This is a genomic window from Nonomuraea aridisoli, assembly GCF_003236395.1.
GTDB lineage: Bacteria > Actinomycetota > Actinomycetes > Streptosporangiales > Streptosporangiaceae > Nonomuraea > Nonomuraea aridisoli.
On record NZ_POUD01000036.1, the window covers coordinates 19180 to 34860 of the forward strand.

The following is a 15681-nucleotide window of genomic DNA, read 5'->3' on the forward strand; positions in this document are numbered from 1 at the left end:
TGCGCTGAGGCCCAGGAGAGGGTGCCCGGCCCATGGTCCGAGGTCCCGAGGGTGTGCCCCGACCGTGTGGGCTGAGGTCCAGTGGGGGTGCGCCGGGGCTGAGGACTGGTGTGAGTGGGGGCGTGGACGAGCAGATAGGCCGGATCCAGTGGTTGAGCCCTCTGTGAGCGCAGCCGGGGGTTAGGGGTGGCCCAGTTCGGTGTGGGTGGTGGAGATGAGGTTGCGGAGGAGGTCGCCGGCGAGGTTTTCGTGTATGTCTTCCACCGCGTGGCCTTGGGTGACCTTGGTGCGGTATGTCTCGCGGTCGCGGGCGTCCGTGTACGGCAGGGCGGTCAGGGCGACGATGACGGTGACCTTGGTGCCGGTGCGCGGCAGGAGGGCCACCGCGTGCGTACGGAGGGTGGTCTCGTCGGGGGCGCCGTACCAGCCGCACTTGACGGCGGCCTCCGGCGAGCGGGTCGCCTCGCGGGCGCCGAACGCCTGCGTCTCGCTCACCTGCCGCATCCACCCGAGCACCTCGCCGGCCGCCGCATCGCCCGCGGCGGCGCTCTGGGCGAACACCGCGTACGCCGCGGCCACCTCGGCGGCCGTGACCTCGACGGAGCCGAACCTGGAGGGGTCGCCGTTGGGCAACCCCCACCGCACACCGGTGCGTTCGCGCAGGTCGTCGAGGATGACGCGGGGACCGACGCCGAGCCACAGGCCGATCGTGTCGGCGTTGGAGGAGACGACGACGGCGGGCTCGGCCAGCTCGCGCCACCGCGCGTCGGGCACGCGGGCCGCGCTCACCCACGCGTACAGCGGCTTGAGCAGGGAGGCGCAGCGCATACGGGTCAGGCCCGCGGTGAAGCTCACCTCACGGGCGGGTGGCCCGCCGTAGCCGCGCCTAATGCCCGCCGCCTGGACGCTGGCACTGTGATCAAGCTTGTCGATCAACTCGTTGAAGCCCACGGCCACCACCGTAGTGGCTACGGAGCGTCGCCCCAGCGCGATTCGTACCACTCCAGGGTGGGCGGCTCGCCCGGCAGCGCGGTCGCACCCGGCGCGCGCAACCCGTCGAGCGCGATGGCGAGCAGTCGGTGCCTGACGTGGTCGTGCTCCGGGCTCGGCGGGCCGGGGGCGGGGCGGCTGAACTGCTCCATGAGCAGCGAGATGTCGAGCATCGTCACGTCGCGCCTGAGCACGCCCGCCTCATGGGCCCGGGTGACCAGCCGCTCGGCCGCCTCGTCCGCTTCGCGGGCGGTGCGCCACATCTCGTCGGTCACCTCGATGGTGCCCGCGACCGGCGCCAGCGCGCCCGACCGGTTGGCCACGCACGTGCGCACGTAGAGCGCGAGGCCCTCCCACGGGTCGGCGTGCGCGAGCCCGGTCTCGGCGGCCTCGACCGTACGCTCCATGGCGATCACGCACAGGCGCTGGAGCAGCTGCTCCTTGGTGCGGTAGCGGCGGTAGAGGCTGCCCATGCCGACACCGGCCTGCCTGGCGATGGCGGACACCGGCGCGTCGAACCCCTGTCTGGTGAACACCTCGTGCGCCGCGGCCAACAGGCGCAGATCGTTGCGTTTCGCCTCGGCCTGCCTGCCGCGTGTGCCCATGCGGTCCAGGATAGTGCGGAGCGAAACGCTCCGATAAGGTGAACGGAGCAATTCGCTCCGATTCGGAAGGTGTCGCATGCGCGCGGTGGTCCTGAGACGGTACGGCGGCCCGGAGGCGCTCGTCGTGGAGGAGGTGCCCGATCCCGTTCCCGGCGCCGGGCAGGTGCTCGTGGAGGTGGAGGTGGCCGGCATCACGTTCGTGGAGACGCAGGTGCGGGCCGACCGGGGGCCGCGGCGGGTCGAGCTGCCCGCCGTCCTGGGCAACGGCGTGGCCGGTACGGTGTCGGCGGCCGGCGACGGCGTGGACCCCGCGCTCGTGGGCACACGGGTGGTCACCACGCTCGGCGGCCTGGGCGGGTACGCCGAGCGCGCGGTGGCCGCGGCCGGCGACGTCATCGCGGTGCCCGGCGAGCTGTCGTCCGAGGCCGCGGTGGCCCTGCTGGCGGACGGGCGTACCGCGGTGGGGCTGACGCGGGCGGCGGCGCCCGCACCGGGCGAGTGGGTGCTGGTGGAGGCGGCCGGGGGCGGCGTGGGAAGCCTGCTCGTCCAGCTCGCCCGCGACGCCGGGGCGCGGGTGGTCGGCGCGGCGAGCAGCCCGGCCAAGCGCGACCTGGCCGCGAGCCTCGGCGCCGAGCTGACCGTCGACTACACCGACCCGGGCTGGACCGACGTCGTACGCGCCGCGACCGGCGGGCTCGACCTGGTCTTCGACGGGGTCGGCGGCGAGATCGGCGCGGCGGCGCAGACCCTGCTCAAGGACGGCGGAAGGTTCTCCGCGTACGGCATGGCGGGCGGCCCGATGACCGTGCCCGAGCCTCGGGTGACCGCCGTGACCTGGCCGCCCGGAAGCCTGCGCGACCTGTCGGAGGCGGCCCTGGACCTGGCCGCCGCCGACCGGCTGCGCCCCGTCATCGGCGCCGTGTACCCCCTGGAGTCGGCGGCCGAGGCCCACGCCGCCATCGAAGCCCGCACCATCACCGGCAAGTCCCTCCTGATCCCCACCCGACCCTGAACACAGCGAACGGAGGTACGCCCCCGCAAAGGTCAGAGGCCGAAGCGGGCGATGGAGAGGGCCAGGGCGGCGGGGAGAAGGGCGAGTATCGCCGCGAGGGCGGCGACGCGCCAGCCCCGGGCCACGCTCGGTTCCGTCATGAACGCGGCCAGAACGCCGGCGAAGGCGCAGGCGACGCCGTACGCGGCCGCGTCGGCCAGGGTCGACGTCGATGACGGGAGCGACTCGGCGGCGAGGCGGAGGACCACCAGGGTCCCGGCGGCCGTCAGGGCGACGCGCCGGCCGGGGCGGACGCCCACGCGTTCCAGCGCGAAGGCCGACCCGGCCACCGCGCCCGCGCTCAGCAGGACCAGCAGCCCCACGGCCGGCAGGAGACAGCCCCAGTCCGCGCAGCCGACGCCGGCCCAGGCCAGCCGTACGGTGGCCCACCACCACACCCCGAGAGCGGCGCACACCACGGCGGCCCGCCCCAATCGCCCCCTCATGCAGTCAATGGTCCCATCAGGACATCTGCGCCGCCCGCCGCTCGTCCGCCTCGGCCTGCGCGACGCGCCCCAGGGAGCGCAGGGCGACGGCCCGGTTGGCGTACAGGTCGGCATGGGGTTGCAGCTCCACGGCCTGTGACAGGTCGTCGACCGCGCCCTCCAGGTCACCGACGGCGTACCGCAGCACGCCCCGGTTGCCCCAGGCGGCGGCCAGCCCGGGGTCGCGCCGCACGGCTTCGTCCAGCGCCGCCCTGGCCGCCTCGAACCGCCCCGCCTCCGTCTCCAGCTGCCCCAGCACCGTGAGCAGGTACGGGTTCCCGGGCGACAGCCGCAGGCCGGTCTCGGCGTCGGCGCGGGCCTCGTCGTCACGCCCGGCGGCGGCCAACAGCCCGGCGCGGTTGACGTAGGCGTCCAGGTAGCCGGGGTCCAGCTCGATGACGTACGCCAGGTCGGCCAAGGCGCCCTCGTCGTCCCCCCGCACCGTACGGACCTCCGCCCGGTTGTAGTACGCCTCCGGCAGCGGCGGCCCGGCCCGCATGGCGCGTTCGAAGTCGGCCAGCGCCTCGTCGTGGCGCCCCAGCCGGAACAGCAGGTTGCCGCGCTCCAGGACGTGGTCGGGGAAGCCGGGGTCGAGGGCGACGGCCGCCGAGTACTCGTCCAGCGCCTCCTTGGCGCGCCCGAGCGCGGCCAGCAGCTGCGCCCGGTTGGCCAGCAGCACCATCCGGTGCAGCGGATGCCGCTCCCCCAGCTCGCCCGCCAGCTCGATGGCCGACTCGACCAGCGCCAGCGCGGCGTCGAGCCGGCCCTGGCGCAGCTCGATCAGCGCCAGGCCGTTGCGGTCGAAGCCGAGCTTGAACGCCCGCTCGGCCGGGTCGGGCAGCAGATCGGAGATCGCGATCGCCTCGTTGACCCAGCCCCTCGCCCTGATCAGGTCGCGGCGGGCCGGGTCGGGGTGGCGGGCGTCGAGCATGGCCGTCCCGTACGCGGCGGCGGCGTGCATCGCCGGGTCCTGACTGCTCACCCGGACGAGGTCCCAGACGGCCCACGCCTCCTCGGTGCGGCCGAGCCCGCCGAGCGCCGTCGCCGTACGCTGCGCGAAGCGCCACCAGCGCGGGCCGCCGGGCTCCGTGCGCGCCATGCCGCGCTCCCCCAGCTCGGCGGCGGCGTGCAGGAAGCCTTCGCGTACGCACCGGTCGACGAGCGCCCACAACGCGTCGGCGTCGCGGGTGTCGGGCGGCGGCTCGGGGCCGCCGGCGTACACGGTGATCGCGAGCGTCGCGGGCGGGACGCGCCGCATCATGACCTCGAGCAGCTCGGTGTCCGTCGGGTCGGCCTGCGCGCCGTTGCACACGGCGATCGCCGACCCGGGCGGCACCGCGTCGCGGACGAACTCCGCCAGCCCGTTGGCCAGCCGGAGCGTACGGCGGGGCGCCGGCACGAGAATGCGCTCGTCCTCCGGCAGCCCGGCCTCGATCGTGCTCCGCCTGACGGGCACGATCGCCGCCAGCTCCGGCGCCGCCGCCCTGATCTCGATGTCGTGGGCCGCCACCAGCTCGGCGGAGCGTTCCAAGGCCCGTGGCACCAGATGACTCAGGAGGGCGGCGGCGACGGTGTAGGGGCCGCGCGGCCCGCGATGCCCGTCGATCAACGGGACCAGCAGCCGCGCGGCCTCCGGCGCGTCGGGCGGTTCGCCCGGGACCGTGAGATGGAACCCGGTCACCCCTTGTGAATGACGCTGGCTGCGCCGGCGAGCCTCGCGGTTCCGGGTTTGCGGACGACGATGCGCTTCATGACGTTCCCCTCCACTCTCGATATTTCCCCATTATTGGGTCACCCCGCCGAATATCAAGATTTATAGCGACTAAGTGGGAGGGAAATGGATAAAAACCCCTTGCCTTTTGAATGGCCCATCTAACCTATAGGGAGCGAAACCACCGCCCCCTGGTGGTCGTGGGGGCCCGTTCCGATTCCTCCATCAGGTCGCACAGACAGCGCCCGAGCAGCGTGACGGACTGGCAGCACCCCGGACCCGGCGGGCCCGCCGACCGGCAGCAACCGGGCGAGGGAGGGTTCTTCGCGTGCACGATGCGCGTGGCACGCTCGATCAGCCGCTCCAGGCTGGGCTCCGTGCCGCCCTTGAGCGCGTGGGCGTGCCACGGGCACGTCTCGGTGTGCACGCAGGCGCTCTTGACGATGAACGGCACGGGTGTGCGGTCGGGCCGCAGCGAATCGCCGCGTTTGACCCGCACGTCGGCCAGCGCCTTCGCGGCCCGGCCCGCGACGGTGAGCAGCTCGCGCCGCCCGCGTTCGCGTGCCGTGCCCAGCGCGGCCGTCCTGGACGGCAGGGCGAGCAACATCGCCCCGGCCATCAGCACGCCGCCCACCACCATGCTCATGCCCAGCCGCTCGTCGAACCAGATGATCGCGATCGCCGCCACCCACAGGGGCTGCGACGACATGAGCACCTGGCTCGGCACCGCCGGCACGTGGGCCTGCCCGTAGGAACGTGCCAGAAAGCCCAGCGCGCACGACACCACCGACAGGTGCGCCAGGATCGTCCAGTCGGGCAGGCTCGCCGGCAGGTCGATGCCGTCGCGGACGGCGGCCCCGCCGGTGAGCACCCCGATCGTGAACAGCTGGATCACGGTCAGCGCGTACGCGGGGAAACCCCCGGAGCGCTTGGACAACTGCGCCAGCATGATCGTGTGCCCGGAGTAGAGCACGGCGGCGCCGAGCGTCACGACGAGCGCGAGCACCGAGATCTCGTGCTCCTCCACCCCGCTCAGCAGCGTGAACGAGGTCATCCCGGCCAGCGCCAGCACGACCCCCGCCCAGATCCGCCGGGGCACCCTGGCCTTGAACAGCACCAGCGTCAGGATCGGCGTGAACATCACGCTGCACCCGACGGCGAACCCCGACACGCTCGACGGCAGGCCGTCGAGCGCGACCGCCTGACCGGTCTGACCGGCCCCGAACATCACCCCGAGCAGGGCTCCGTTGATCCACGTCCGGCGTGACAGTCCCCGAAGGCAGCGCGGCCTGATGACCAGCAGCGTCAGCGCGGCGAGCAGATAGCGCTCGGCGAGCAGGTCCTCCACCGGCAAACGGTCGATGAGGTCCTTCATCAGCGGAAACGCCGACCCCCACGCGGCGCTGACGAACAACAGAAGCACGGCTCCCAGAAGGGGGCGGGGAGCGGGCACGACTGCCATGAGAAAAGCATGGCACTACTATTCGCAGCCGGAGATGTACAGCCAGCAGCCGGTGATGTTCCTCTACATCCGGGTGGTAAGAGCCTCACCCGCGGGTTCGTACTTCCTTATCCGCGGCCGTCTGCGACGCGGAAAAGCGCACGACTTTCACACCGGTTTCCGATGCACAGCCGCAAAGCCGTCACTGTCCGTGACGGGAGAGACCGGCGGGAACGTCACGCCGGGAGCGGCCCCATGGAGGGGGAAGGTGGGGCCGTCGATGCCTACCGTTCGACGACGGCGGGCGGAATCAGGCGTTTTTCTCCGTAGACGACCACGAGGTCGCCGACACGCTGCCTGGACAGCTCGCGCCAGCCCTGGCGCGCGTACAGGGTCAGGGCGGCTTGCTGGTTGAGCGTGGTGTCGCCTCTGACACAGCTGAAACCGAGCTCCACCGCACGCCGCTCCAGGGCGGCGAGCATGGCCGCGCCGAAGCCACGGCGCTGGAACTCGGGGTGGACCCGCAGCCGGCAGACCTCCGCGGTGTCGGTGTCGACGGGTTTCAGGCCGCCCATGGCGACCACCCGCGAGTCGACCTCGCCGACCAGGAAGTCGCCGCCGCAGGCGAGGTAGACCTCCTGGATGCGGGGAAAGTCGTCGTCGTAGTAGACCCCGTCTCCGGGGACCAGGCCCACCTCGGCGAGGCAGATCCGGTGTAGCGCGAGGATGGTGTCGAGATCCGACCAGCGATAACGTCTGATCGCCAGCTTCATGCACCGCCCCCTTTCAGTTGCGGCCTCCGCGACCGGCGCAACTCGGCCCGGTAGGCGTCGAGTCCTGGGGCATTCGGATCGCGCGCCATGATGGCCTGCTCCAGCGCCATGGCGGGGCGCACGATCAGCTCGGTGAGATGTTCCTCGCTGACCAGCGACAGCGCCCGAGTGCCGATGGCCACGGCCTCCTTGACGTCGCCGTCGATCAGGCGGCACTGGGCCTGGTCGAGCCTGATCAGCGTCTGGTCGAGGATGTGGTCTTCGTACTTGGTCAGCGCTTGGTCGAGCACCACCTCCGCCTCGATCGTCTGGCCCAGCTTGGTGAGGACGTCGCCCTGGTAGAAGTAGAGCTGCTTCTCCGTGTAGCCGAAGGCGACGTCTTCCTGGTCTTCGGTCTTCATGTGCGAGAAGGCGCTCCTGGCCCGCGCCAGCGCGCGCTTGGCCTGGTCGACGACCTCCTTCTTGCTCTCGCCGCCCGACAACATGGCAAGGGCCCTGGCCTCGACGACCGGCGCCATGGCCTGGGCCGGGCACGGCGTGGAGCCGGCCAGGTCACGGCTCTTCTTCGCCAGGTTGAGTGCCTCGCGGGCGTCACCGAAGTAGAGGGGGACGAGGGATTCGCGGGCGCAGATCCAGGCGCGCAGCGCGCGGTCGCCGGTCTCGTCGGCGGCGGTGCGGCCGGTGCGGAAGAACGAGCGGGCCAGCCGGTGGTCGCCCAGGTTGATCAGGATCATGCCGCTCAGCCCGGACAGCTGCGCGGCCATCCGGCACAGGCGTTCCTGGAGGTCGATGGGCTGGCGGCGGGACATCGCGGTGCGTACGGCGCTCAGCTCCAGCAGCACGTCGCACAGCAGCCGCAGCGGCGCGGTGGTCGTGTACTGGCGGCCGAAGCTGATCGTGGCCTCTTCCCACTGGTCGAGCATCGCCGCCGAGACGGTGGCCGAGACGAGCGTCTCGTCCATCCGGCGCCTGATGCCCTCGCACGCGCCGAGGATCGGCCCGTCGAGTTGCTGGGAGACGGCGGTGTCGGCTCTCAGGAGGTTTAACAGGGTGCGGCGGAGGATGTTCTCGTCCTCCTCGGTGTCGGGCACGCTGTCCACCGACTGGTGGAGCTGCTCGCGCTCGGCGGGCAGCGGCGGCCGCTCGGCCACCTGCTCGGCGAGCGCCGGCGTCGCACGGTGGCTGTTGCCGCAGATGCACGGGCCGTCGTAGCCGAGCGCGGCGGGCTCGACCCGGTAGACGGTGCACAGGTAGTGCAGGTATTCGGGACCCGGGCGCTTGAGCCCGCTCTCGTACGCCGAGAGCAGGGTCTCGCCGATGCCCGGCATCGGCTTGGAGTCGCGTTCGAACAGGGCTCGCACCTGTTCGATCACGTCTGCCAGGGCGATGCCGTGGGCAAGGCGGTGTGCCTTGATGCGGGTCGTGCTGAAATGGGCGGAGCATGCCTCATGGATCTCGTCGGCGATCTGAGCCGACGTCCGCTGGGCGGCGAGGCCCTTGGCTCGGATCCGCCGGGCGATCTCCGTCTCCCTGTGCTGTCTGCCGGACATCCCGGCCCCTCTCACGCATGTCTCGACCGGTCCGCAACTGGTGACTCAGCGTAGCCCCCGGGTTGCTGTGCGCCTACCCATGATGATGAAGCAATGAGGACGCCTTGGAAACGCCACGACTCACTTTACGGTTAAGGATCGTCCTCCGCGGGACTGTTTCTTACATCCCATGAGTGAGAAGCGACAGCCTGTGAGCTTGGGGCCCTCGTTGCGCCCGCCCTTGACTTGAGACATCTTTGGCGCACCAGCAACGATTCCTGAGGGAGGACGAACGGTGGGGGACGACAACTTCGAACCTCTGGAGCGTCTCGTGTCCGAGCTCGGCGCCCGAGGGTTGCTCGCACGTGTGGTCCAGACGCAGAGCGGACGCACCTTCGTTCGGGTCATCAATCCGAACGCGACAAGCCTGTCCGAGAACGTCACCTGCCGGCCGGCCGACGCGTCCGGAATCCCTGACTGGTGGTACTGCTGGTCCTGGGGCGAGCGGATGCACACGGCCGACGACCCGGCCGGTGCGGCGACGAAGGTCGCCCGCGTGCTCGCCGCCGTGGGGGAGTGACGACGTGGTGAACCGGGTGGAGCGCAGCCACCACGGCTCACCGCACCCGCGGCGGCTCGAAGGAGCCGGCGGAGTGGCCGGTGCGGAGGGTCTCGCGCATGGCGTGGCCCTGGTCACTCCGCCGGTTCCGGCCGGCGCCCTCTCCCCGCACCCTTCTCCAGACCTCCGTACGGCGCCGGTGCGCCGTACGGACTCCAAGCCACTCGCCCGGCACGCCGGGCGGGTGTTCGGGGGATCCCGATCCCTCACGGAACCGGCACGGGACATGCTTCCGGGTGTGTGTCCCGTTCCGAGCCGTCCGTCATCGGGGCGCCGCCTCTCTCCCTCCGCGGCCCAGAGAGCCGGCGTCCCCGTCTTCCCCGGCGTGATGTGACGGCGGGCGGTTCGGTCGCCTGTATTTTTGGATCGAATCGGTCCAAACAGTCGACCGAACCGCTTCCGGAGGAGGATCCACCACGTGCTGGTGACACCGTCGCCATCCCCCACGACGACGCCCACGGGCTTCCCGGACCTATCTGACGTGACGCAGCAGGTCGCCGATGTCTGCCAAGGAGACACGGTCCTGTGCTCTACGCTGGCCGGGATGTTCAACAACGCACCGTGGGCAGGACTGGCGGCCACCGCGATCACCATCGTGCTGATCCTGATCCTCGCGTTCGTGCTCCGCAAGGTCGCGCACCGTGTCATCACCAAAGTGGTCAACCGCGCGGCCATGGGGGGCTCGCTCACGAGCAGGTTCCGCAAGGGCGTCACGACCAGCGGCGTCGACGCGCTGCTGCACGAGCGGCGGCGTCAGCGTGCCGAGACGATGGGGTCGGTGCTCAGGAGCATCGCCTCGGTCGTCATCCTCGGCACCGCGGTGCTGACCGTGCTCGACCGGCTGACGGTCCCGATCGCGCCCCTGCTGACCAGCGTCGGCATCCTCGGCGTGGCCGTCGGCTTCGGCGCCCAGGAGCTGGTCAAGGACTTCATCGCGGGCATGTTCATGCTGCTGGAGGACCAGTACGGCGTCGGCGACGTGATCGACGTCGGCCCCGCGGTCGGCACGGTCGAGGCGGTGACCCTGCGCATCACCCGGCTGCGCGACATCGACGGCCGCGTCTGGTACGTGCGCAACGGCACGATCACCCGGGTCGGCAACGAGTCGCAGGGCTGGTCGCGGGCCTACATGGACGTGCCTGTGCCGTACGACGCCGACCTGGTGAGCGTGCGGGCGGTGCTGGAGAACGTGGCCGAGGAGATCTGGGCCGACGGCGAGTTCCGCGAGTCCAAGATCGTGGAGGCTCCGCAGGTGTTCGGGGTCGAGCAGCTCTCCGACAGCTCGCTGGTCTTCCGCATCTCCGCCAAGACGGTGCCCGCCGCGCAGGCCGAGGTCGCGAGGGAGCTGCGGCTCAGGGTCAAGACGGCCCTCGACGACGCCGACATCCCCATGGCCGCCCTCGCCTGATACCTGTGGTGTGCCGCTGCTCGCGGCACACCATAGTCTAAGGAACGTGACAGACACCTCCTTCTACGACGCCGTCGGCGGCGAGGAGACCTTCCGGCGCCTGGTGCACCGCTTCTACGAGGGGGTCGCGGAAGACCCGCTGCTGCGCCCCCTCTACCCGGAGGCCGACCTGACCGGCGCCGAGGAGCGGCTCCGGGGCTTCCTGATCCAGTACTGGGGCGGTCCGAAGACCTACAGCGAGCAGCGCGGCCACCCCCGGCTGCGCATGCGGCACGTGCCGTTCGTGATCGGCGAGGCCGAGCGCGACGCCTGGCTGCGCCACATGCGCGACGCGGTCGACTCGCTCGATCTGCCCGAGGAGCAGGAGACCAGGCTCTGGGACTATCTGGTCTACGCGGCGCACAGTCTGGTGAACTCACCTACATAACGGGGCATGACACGCCTCATGAGTATCCCCTGGTGGCGTGACGCGGTCGTCTACGAGATCTACGTTCGCAGCTTCGCCGACGCGTCGGGTGACGGCGTCGGCGATCTGCCCGGGGTGCGCGAGCGCCTGCCCTACCTCCGTGACCTGGGGGTCGACGCCATCTGGCTGACCCCGTTCTACCCCTCCCCCATGGCCGACGGCGGCTACGACGTGGCCGACTACCGCGGCGTCGACCCGCTGTTCGGCACGCTGGCCGACTTCGAGGCGCTCGTCGCCGACGCGCACGGGCTGGGCCTGCGGGTGCTGGTCGACATCGTCCCCAACCACAGCTCCTCGGAGCATCCCTGGTTCCAGGCGGCCCTGCGGGGCGAGGGCCGTGACCGGTACGTCTTCCGCGACCGGCCCAACAACTGGCAGTCCACCTTCGGCGGACCGGCCTGGACGCAGGTCGAGGACGGCCAGTACTACCTGCACCTGTTCGCCCCCGGGCAGCCCGACTTCAACTGGCGCAACCCGGAGGTGCACGCCGAGTTCCTCGACGTCCTGCGGTTCTGGCTGGAGCGGGGCGTCGACGGTTTCCGCATCGACGTGGCGATGGGCCTGTACAAGGCGGAGGGCCTGCCCGACGTCGGCGACCAGTCGTTCACGACGTCCTCGCCGGTGTGGGGGCAGCCGGAGGTGCACGGCGTCTACCGCGACTGGCGGCGGCTGCTCGACTCCTATCCGGGCGAGCGGATGGCGGTGGGCGAGGTGTGGACCGACAGTCCCGAGGACCTCGCCCGTTACGTGCGGCCCGACGAGCTGCACCAGAGCTTCAACTTCGCCTGGCTGGAGGCTCCGTGGTCGCCGACGGCGTTCAAGAAGGTGATCGACGACACGCTGTCCACGGTGCCGTTCGCGACGTGGGTGCTGTCCAACCACGACGTCGTGCGCCACCGCACCCGCTACGAGACGGCCGATCCCGGCACGGGCCTGGCGCGGGCCAGGGCGGCGCTGCTGACGATGCTGGCGCTGCCCGGGTCGGCGTACCTGTACCAGGGAGAGGAGCTGGGGCTGCCGGAGGTGACCGACCTTCCGGCGCACGCACGGCAGGACCCGGTGTTCTTCCAGTCGGAGGGCAAGCTGCCGGGGCGCGACGGGTGCCGGGTGCCGATCCCGTGGACGGTCGATCCGCCCTCCCACGGGTTCTCGCCGGGCGGGGTGGAGCCGTGGCTGCCGCAGCCGGCGACGTTCGCGGAGCTGAGCGTGGAGAAGCAGGAGGGCGACGCCGACTCGACGCTGGAGTTCTACCGCCGGGCCCTGGCGATCCGTCGTGACCTGCAAGGAAAGATTCCTTACACCGTGGAGTGGCTGGATTCTCCCGAGGGTGTGCTTTTCTTCACCCGCGGGCCGCTGATCTGCGCGATCAACTGCGGCACGCACACCGTCCCGCTGCCCGGGCACGACAACGTGCTGCTCGCGAGCGGCCCGCTGCGCAGGGGCCTGCTGCCGCCCGACACGGCGGTGTGGCTGGAGCGCGACTCACAGACCGGCTGACCGCTCCCCCCGGAACGGGATCACCGGCAGGGAGATCAGCGCGCAGGCCAGCCCGGCCGCGAACGCCGCCCCGTAGCCGCTGCCGGTGATCAGCACGCCGGCCAGCGGCGTGACGACGAGGGAGACGACGTTCTGCACGGTGTTGTGGGTGCCGAGCACCCGGCCCGCCCACGCGGGCCCGGCCAGCTCGCCCGCCCTGAGGTAGGCGAGCCCGTTGCCGGCCACGGTCATCACGGAGGCCACGGCCAGCATGGCCGCGCCGAGCGTGGTGCGGGTGAGGGTGCCGGCCACCAATAACGCGAGCACGGCCAGGCTGGCCAGGGTGAGCAGGAGCAGGGGCCGCATGCGCAGGCCCGAGCGGTCGGACCAGCGGCCGGCGGCGACGCGCACCACGGCCCCGCCGATGGCCGCCGCGCCGAACAGCTGGCCGGCGGCCACGACGTCCCAGCCGTACAGGCGGACCAGGCAGGTCACGCCGTACGTGCTGACGATGACCTGGGGCACGGCGTGCAGGGCGCTGGTGGCGTGCACCCGCCACAACGCCGGCTGCCGGTACGGCGAGCCGGCCTCCAACGGGCCGGACGCGGCGATCGGGCGCGGCGGCTCGGCCAGGAAGATCCCGGCCAGCACGGCGGCCACCAGGCTCACGCCGGCGCACACGAGCAGCACGCCGCTCAGCCCGTACGCGCGGGCGACGGGCGGCAGGACGAAGGCGCCGATCGCCATGCCGAGGGTGAACGAGACCTGGCGCACGCCCATGGCGACGCCGCGCTCGGGCGGCTCGAACCAGCGCAGCACGATCCGCCCGCCGCCGACCATCGCGGCCGAGCCCGCCGCGCCCGCCAGCGCGAGTAACGCGATCACCGCCCAGGCCCGCTCGACGAAGGCGACGCCCGCCAGCAGCAGGCCCGCCAGGCCCACGCCGGCGCCGAGCACGAGCCGCTCGCCGTGCCGGTCGGCCAGCGCGCCCCAGGCGACGAGGGCGGCCAGGATGCCGAGGGCGGGGGCGTTGGCGATCACGCCGGCCACCGCCAGCGGCACCCCGAAGTGCCGCTCGATCTCGGGCATGACCAGGGGCAGGCCGAACAGGCCCAGGGTGACGCCGGCATGTGCGTTGACGCCCAGCGCCAGCATCCACCAGCGCTTCATGCAGGTCAGACCTGGTAGCGCTTGAGGTAGGTCAGCTCGCTCTCGGTCAGCCTGCGCGGGGCGGCCCGCTCGACGTCGTAGGCGGCGATGACGGACATCGCCGTGACGTACACCGTGTCGTCGTCGCGGATCTCGTACCGCAGGGTGAAGCGCACCGGCCTGATCTCGGTCACCCAGGTCTCGACCCGCACGGGCTCGGCGCGGAAGCCGAGCGGGCGGCGGTAGTCGATCTCGTGCCGGGTCACGACGAGGCCCTTGAACGGCTCGTCGCCCGCGACGTACGGATCGATGCTGAACATGCCGAAGCGGGCGTCCTCGAGGTAGTCGAGGAAGCGCACGTTGTTCACGTGGCCCTGGGAGTCGACGTCGGCGAATCTCACCGTACGCGGATAGATGTGCCGTTCTGCCGGGGTGCGTTCAACCACGTCCGCCACCGTATCGTCTGTGTCAGGCGGCTTTGCGCCGGGCCAGGCAGGCGAGCACGGTGAGCACGGAGATGGCGGCCATGGAGCCGAGCGCCCACTGGTAGCCGGTGACGAGCTGCTCGACCGCGCCGCCGGACAACTGGGAGAGGGTGCCGGCGAAGACCTCCTCGTGCAGCGCGGCGGGCAGCGGCGCGGTGATGATCGACAGGACCAGGCCGGTGCCCACGACGTTGCCGGTGTTCTGCACCATCAGGCGCATGGCGTTGACGATGCCGAGCCGGTTGGACGGCAGCCCGTCGAGGATCGCGGTGGTGTTGGACGGCAGGAACACCCCCGATCCGAGGCCGATGAGCACGAGCCCGGCGGCCACCGCCGGATACGGGATGTCGGCGGACATCACCGACAGCATGACCACCAGCCCGCACGTGGTCGTCGCGGCCCCGGCCACGGCGAGGGTGCGCGCGCTCATCAGGCGCTGCAGGAAACCGGAGACCACCGACGCGATCATGGCGGCGATCGCGAGCGGCAGCACCTTCAGCCCGGCCTGGACGGGGTCGTCCCCCTTGACGGCCTGGAAGTAGAGCGCAACCAGGAAGACCATGCCCATGCGGGCCACGGCGTTGAGGAACGACGCCAGCGTGCCGAAGGCGAAGGCCCGCTCGCGGAACAGGCTCATGTCCACGACCGGGTGGGCCGCCCGCGCCTCCCTGATCACGAACAGCGGCAGGCCCACGACGAAGGCGGCCAGTCCCCCGAGCACGAGCGGGTGTCCCCAGCCGAGCCGGGTGAACTCCGACAGCGCGACCAGCAGCCCGCCCAGGGTGAGCAGGACGAGCGCGCTGCCGGGCGCGTCGAGCCCGCCCTCGCGCGGCCCGGGAGCCGGCTTGCGCAGCACGATGGCGCCCCAGACGAGGCAGATCACGCCGATCGGCACGTTGAACCAGAACACCCAGCGCCAGCCGAGGCTCTCGGCCAGCACGCCGCCGAGCGTCGGCCCGATGAGCCCGGCGATCGAGAACGAGGCGACGTACACGCCCATGCCCTCGCCGAGCCGTTCGCGCGGGAAGGCGTCGCTGACCAGGGCGGCGCTGTTGGTGAGCAGCATGGCGGCGCCGGCCGCCTGCACCACCCGCATGGCGACGATCACCCACGCGTTCGGCGCGAGCCCCGCGAGCAGGGCGGCGACGGTGTACGTGGCCAGCCCGACGAGGTACATCCTGCGCCGGCCGAACAAATCCGCCAGCCGCCCGAATACCACCATGAGGACGGTCGTGGTCAACTGGAAGCCCAGCAGGATCCACCCTGCGGCCGTGGCGTCGGCGCCGGTGTGCCGGGCGATCTCCGGGAGCGCGACGTTGATGGCGCTGCCGCCGAGCCCGGTCAGCACGCTGGCCAGGCTCACGACCGACAAGGTGCGCCAGGCGTAACCGATCGGGGTGGTGGTGCTCGTCGTCGCCGGCAAGTGGGCCTGTCCTTTCTAGATTTTAATACTAGAATCTAATTCACACGTCAGCCGGTCAAGGATCGAGGTG

14 protein-coding genes and 1 pseudogene are annotated in these 15681 nt (G+C 71.5%); 5 read left to right on the forward strand and 10 right to left on the reverse strand.

The window, feature by feature from the left end:
* Nucleotides 1-180: 180 nt before the first annotated feature.
* The gene (locus C1J01_RS11665; protein WP_146615563.1) at nt 181-951 is read right to left on the reverse strand and encodes a hypothetical protein; all 771 of its coding nucleotides are present in this window, start codon (nt 949-951) and stop codon (nt 181-183) included.
* Nucleotides 952-968: 17 nt separating this feature from the next.
* A complete protein-coding gene (locus tag C1J01_RS11670) occupies nt 969-1595 on the reverse strand; it encodes a TetR/AcrR family transcriptional regulator (protein ID WP_220039859.1) in 627 nt (208 codons plus the stop codon).
* Between the two features lie 76 nt (nt 1596-1671).
* Here C1J01_RS11670 and C1J01_RS11675 point away from each other — a divergent pair, with 76 nt between their 5' ends.
* A complete protein-coding gene (locus tag C1J01_RS11675) occupies nt 1672-2607 on the forward strand; it encodes a zinc-binding dehydrogenase (protein WP_111178953.1) in 936 nt (311 codons plus the stop codon).
* Between the two features lie 32 nt (nt 2608-2639).
* On the opposite strand, the gene C1J01_RS11680 is transcribed toward C1J01_RS11675, so the two are convergent.
* The 5 genes from C1J01_RS11680 to C1J01_RS11700 form a co-directional block, all read right to left on the reverse strand.
* The gene (locus C1J01_RS11680; RefSeq protein ID WP_146615564.1) at nt 2640-3092 is read right to left on the reverse strand and encodes a hypothetical protein; all 453 of its coding nucleotides are present in this window, start codon (nt 3090-3092) and stop codon (nt 2640-2642) included.
* 16 nt (nt 3093-3108) lie between these two features.
* Nucleotides 3109-4812 carry a tetratricopeptide repeat protein gene (locus C1J01_RS11685; RefSeq protein ID WP_111178955.1) on the reverse strand — a complete coding sequence of 568 codons (1704 nt, stop codon included), beginning with the start codon at nt 4810-4812 and terminating at the stop codon, nt 3109-3111.
* Nucleotides 4813-5008: 196 nt separating this feature from the next.
* The gene (locus C1J01_RS11690) at nt 5009-6304 is read right to left on the reverse strand and encodes a DMT family transporter (protein ID WP_111178956.1); all 1296 of its coding nucleotides are present in this window, start codon (nt 6302-6304) and stop codon (nt 5009-5011) included.
* Nucleotides 6305-6567: 263 nt separating this feature from the next.
* Complete coding sequence (locus C1J01_RS11695) at nt 6568-7056, reverse strand: GNAT family N-acetyltransferase (RefSeq protein WP_111178957.1); 489 nt, start codon at nt 7054-7056, stop codon at nt 6568-6570.
* A complete protein-coding gene (locus C1J01_RS11700) occupies nt 7053-8606 on the reverse strand; it encodes an NsdA family TPR-like regulatory protein (protein ID WP_111178958.1) in 1554 nt (517 codons plus the stop codon). Before C1J01_RS11700 ends, C1J01_RS11695 begins: the two co-directional genes overlap by 4 nt.
* Before the next feature lie 274 nt (nt 8607-8880).
* Here C1J01_RS11700 and C1J01_RS11705 point away from each other — a divergent pair, with 274 nt between their 5' ends.
* From C1J01_RS11705 to C1J01_RS11720, 4 genes and pseudogenes are all read left to right on the forward strand, one after another.
* Nucleotides 8881-9165 (forward strand): hypothetical protein, encoded by a 285-nt coding sequence (locus C1J01_RS11705; protein WP_111178959.1) that lies wholly within the window; start codon nt 8881-8883, stop codon nt 9163-9165.
* 583 nt (nt 9166-9748) lie between these two features.
* Nucleotides 9749-10612, forward strand: a complete 864-nt coding sequence (locus C1J01_RS11710) for a mechanosensitive ion channel family protein (RefSeq protein WP_181448701.1) — start codon at nt 9749-9751, stop codon at nt 10610-10612.
* 46 nt (nt 10613-10658) lie between these two features.
* Nucleotides 10659-11033: pseudogene (locus tag C1J01_RS11715) on the forward strand (globin); the annotation flags it as partial.
* Between the two features lie 24 nt (nt 11034-11057).
* Nucleotides 11058-12575 carry a glycoside hydrolase family 13 protein gene (locus C1J01_RS11720; RefSeq protein WP_111178962.1) on the forward strand — a complete coding sequence of 506 codons (1518 nt, stop codon included), beginning with the start codon at nt 11058-11060 and terminating at the stop codon, nt 12573-12575.
* Here C1J01_RS11720 and C1J01_RS11725 read toward each other — a convergent pair.
* From C1J01_RS11725 to C1J01_RS11735, 3 genes are read right to left on the reverse strand one after another with little or no spacing between them, the layout of a single operon-like run.
* On the reverse strand, nt 12561-13724 hold the full coding sequence (locus C1J01_RS11725; protein WP_111178963.1) for an MFS transporter: 1164 nt from the start codon (nt 13722-13724) through the stop codon (nt 12561-12563). The two genes, C1J01_RS11720 and C1J01_RS11725, sit on opposite strands and share 15 nt — an antisense overlap.
* 5 nt (nt 13725-13729) lie before the next feature.
* Complete coding sequence (locus C1J01_RS11730) at nt 13730-14158, reverse strand: acyl-CoA thioesterase (RefSeq protein ID WP_111178964.1); 429 nt, start codon at nt 14156-14158, stop codon at nt 13730-13732.
* Nucleotides 14159-14171: 13 nt separating this feature from the next.
* Nucleotides 14172-15611 (reverse strand): MFS transporter, encoded by a 1440-nt coding sequence (locus C1J01_RS11735; RefSeq protein WP_111178965.1) that lies wholly within the window; start codon nt 15609-15611, stop codon nt 14172-14174.
* Nucleotides 15612-15681: the final 70 nt, after the last annotated feature.

Bases quoted from the DNA above. Each gene is read 5' to 3' on its own strand.
- C1J01_RS11675 (WP_111178953.1), top strand. From the start codon at position 1,672: ATGCGCGCGGTGGTCCTGAGACGGTACGGCGGCCCGGAGGCGCTCGTC.
- C1J01_RS11720 (WP_111178962.1), top strand. From the start codon at position 11,058: ATGAGTATCCCCTGGTGGCGTGACGCGGTCGTCTACGAGATCTACGTT.
- C1J01_RS11695 (WP_111178957.1), bottom strand. From the start codon at position 7,056: ATGAAGCTGGCGATCAGACGTTATCGCTGGTCGGATCTCGACACCATC.
- C1J01_RS11700 (WP_111178958.1), bottom strand. From the start codon at position 8,606: ATGTCCGGCAGACAGCACAGGGAGACGGAGATCGCCCGGCGGATCCGA.
- C1J01_RS11690 (WP_111178956.1), bottom strand. From the start codon at position 6,304: ATGGCAGTCGTGCCCGCTCCCCGCCCCCTTCTGGGAGCCGTGCTTCTG.
- C1J01_RS11710 (WP_181448701.1), top strand. From the start codon at position 9,749: ATGTTCAACAACGCACCGTGGGCAGGACTGGCGGCCACCGCGATCACC.
- C1J01_RS11680 (WP_146615564.1), bottom strand. From the start codon at position 3,092: ATGAGGGGGCGATTGGGGCGGGCCGCCGTGGTGTGCGCCGCTCTCGGG.
- C1J01_RS11725 (WP_111178963.1), bottom strand. From the start codon at position 13,724: ATGAAGCGCTGGTGGATGCTGGCGCTGGGCGTCAACGCACATGCCGGC.
- C1J01_RS11670 (WP_220039859.1), bottom strand. From the start codon at position 1,595: ATGGGCACACGCGGCAGGCAGGCCGAGGCGAAACGCAACGATCTGCGC.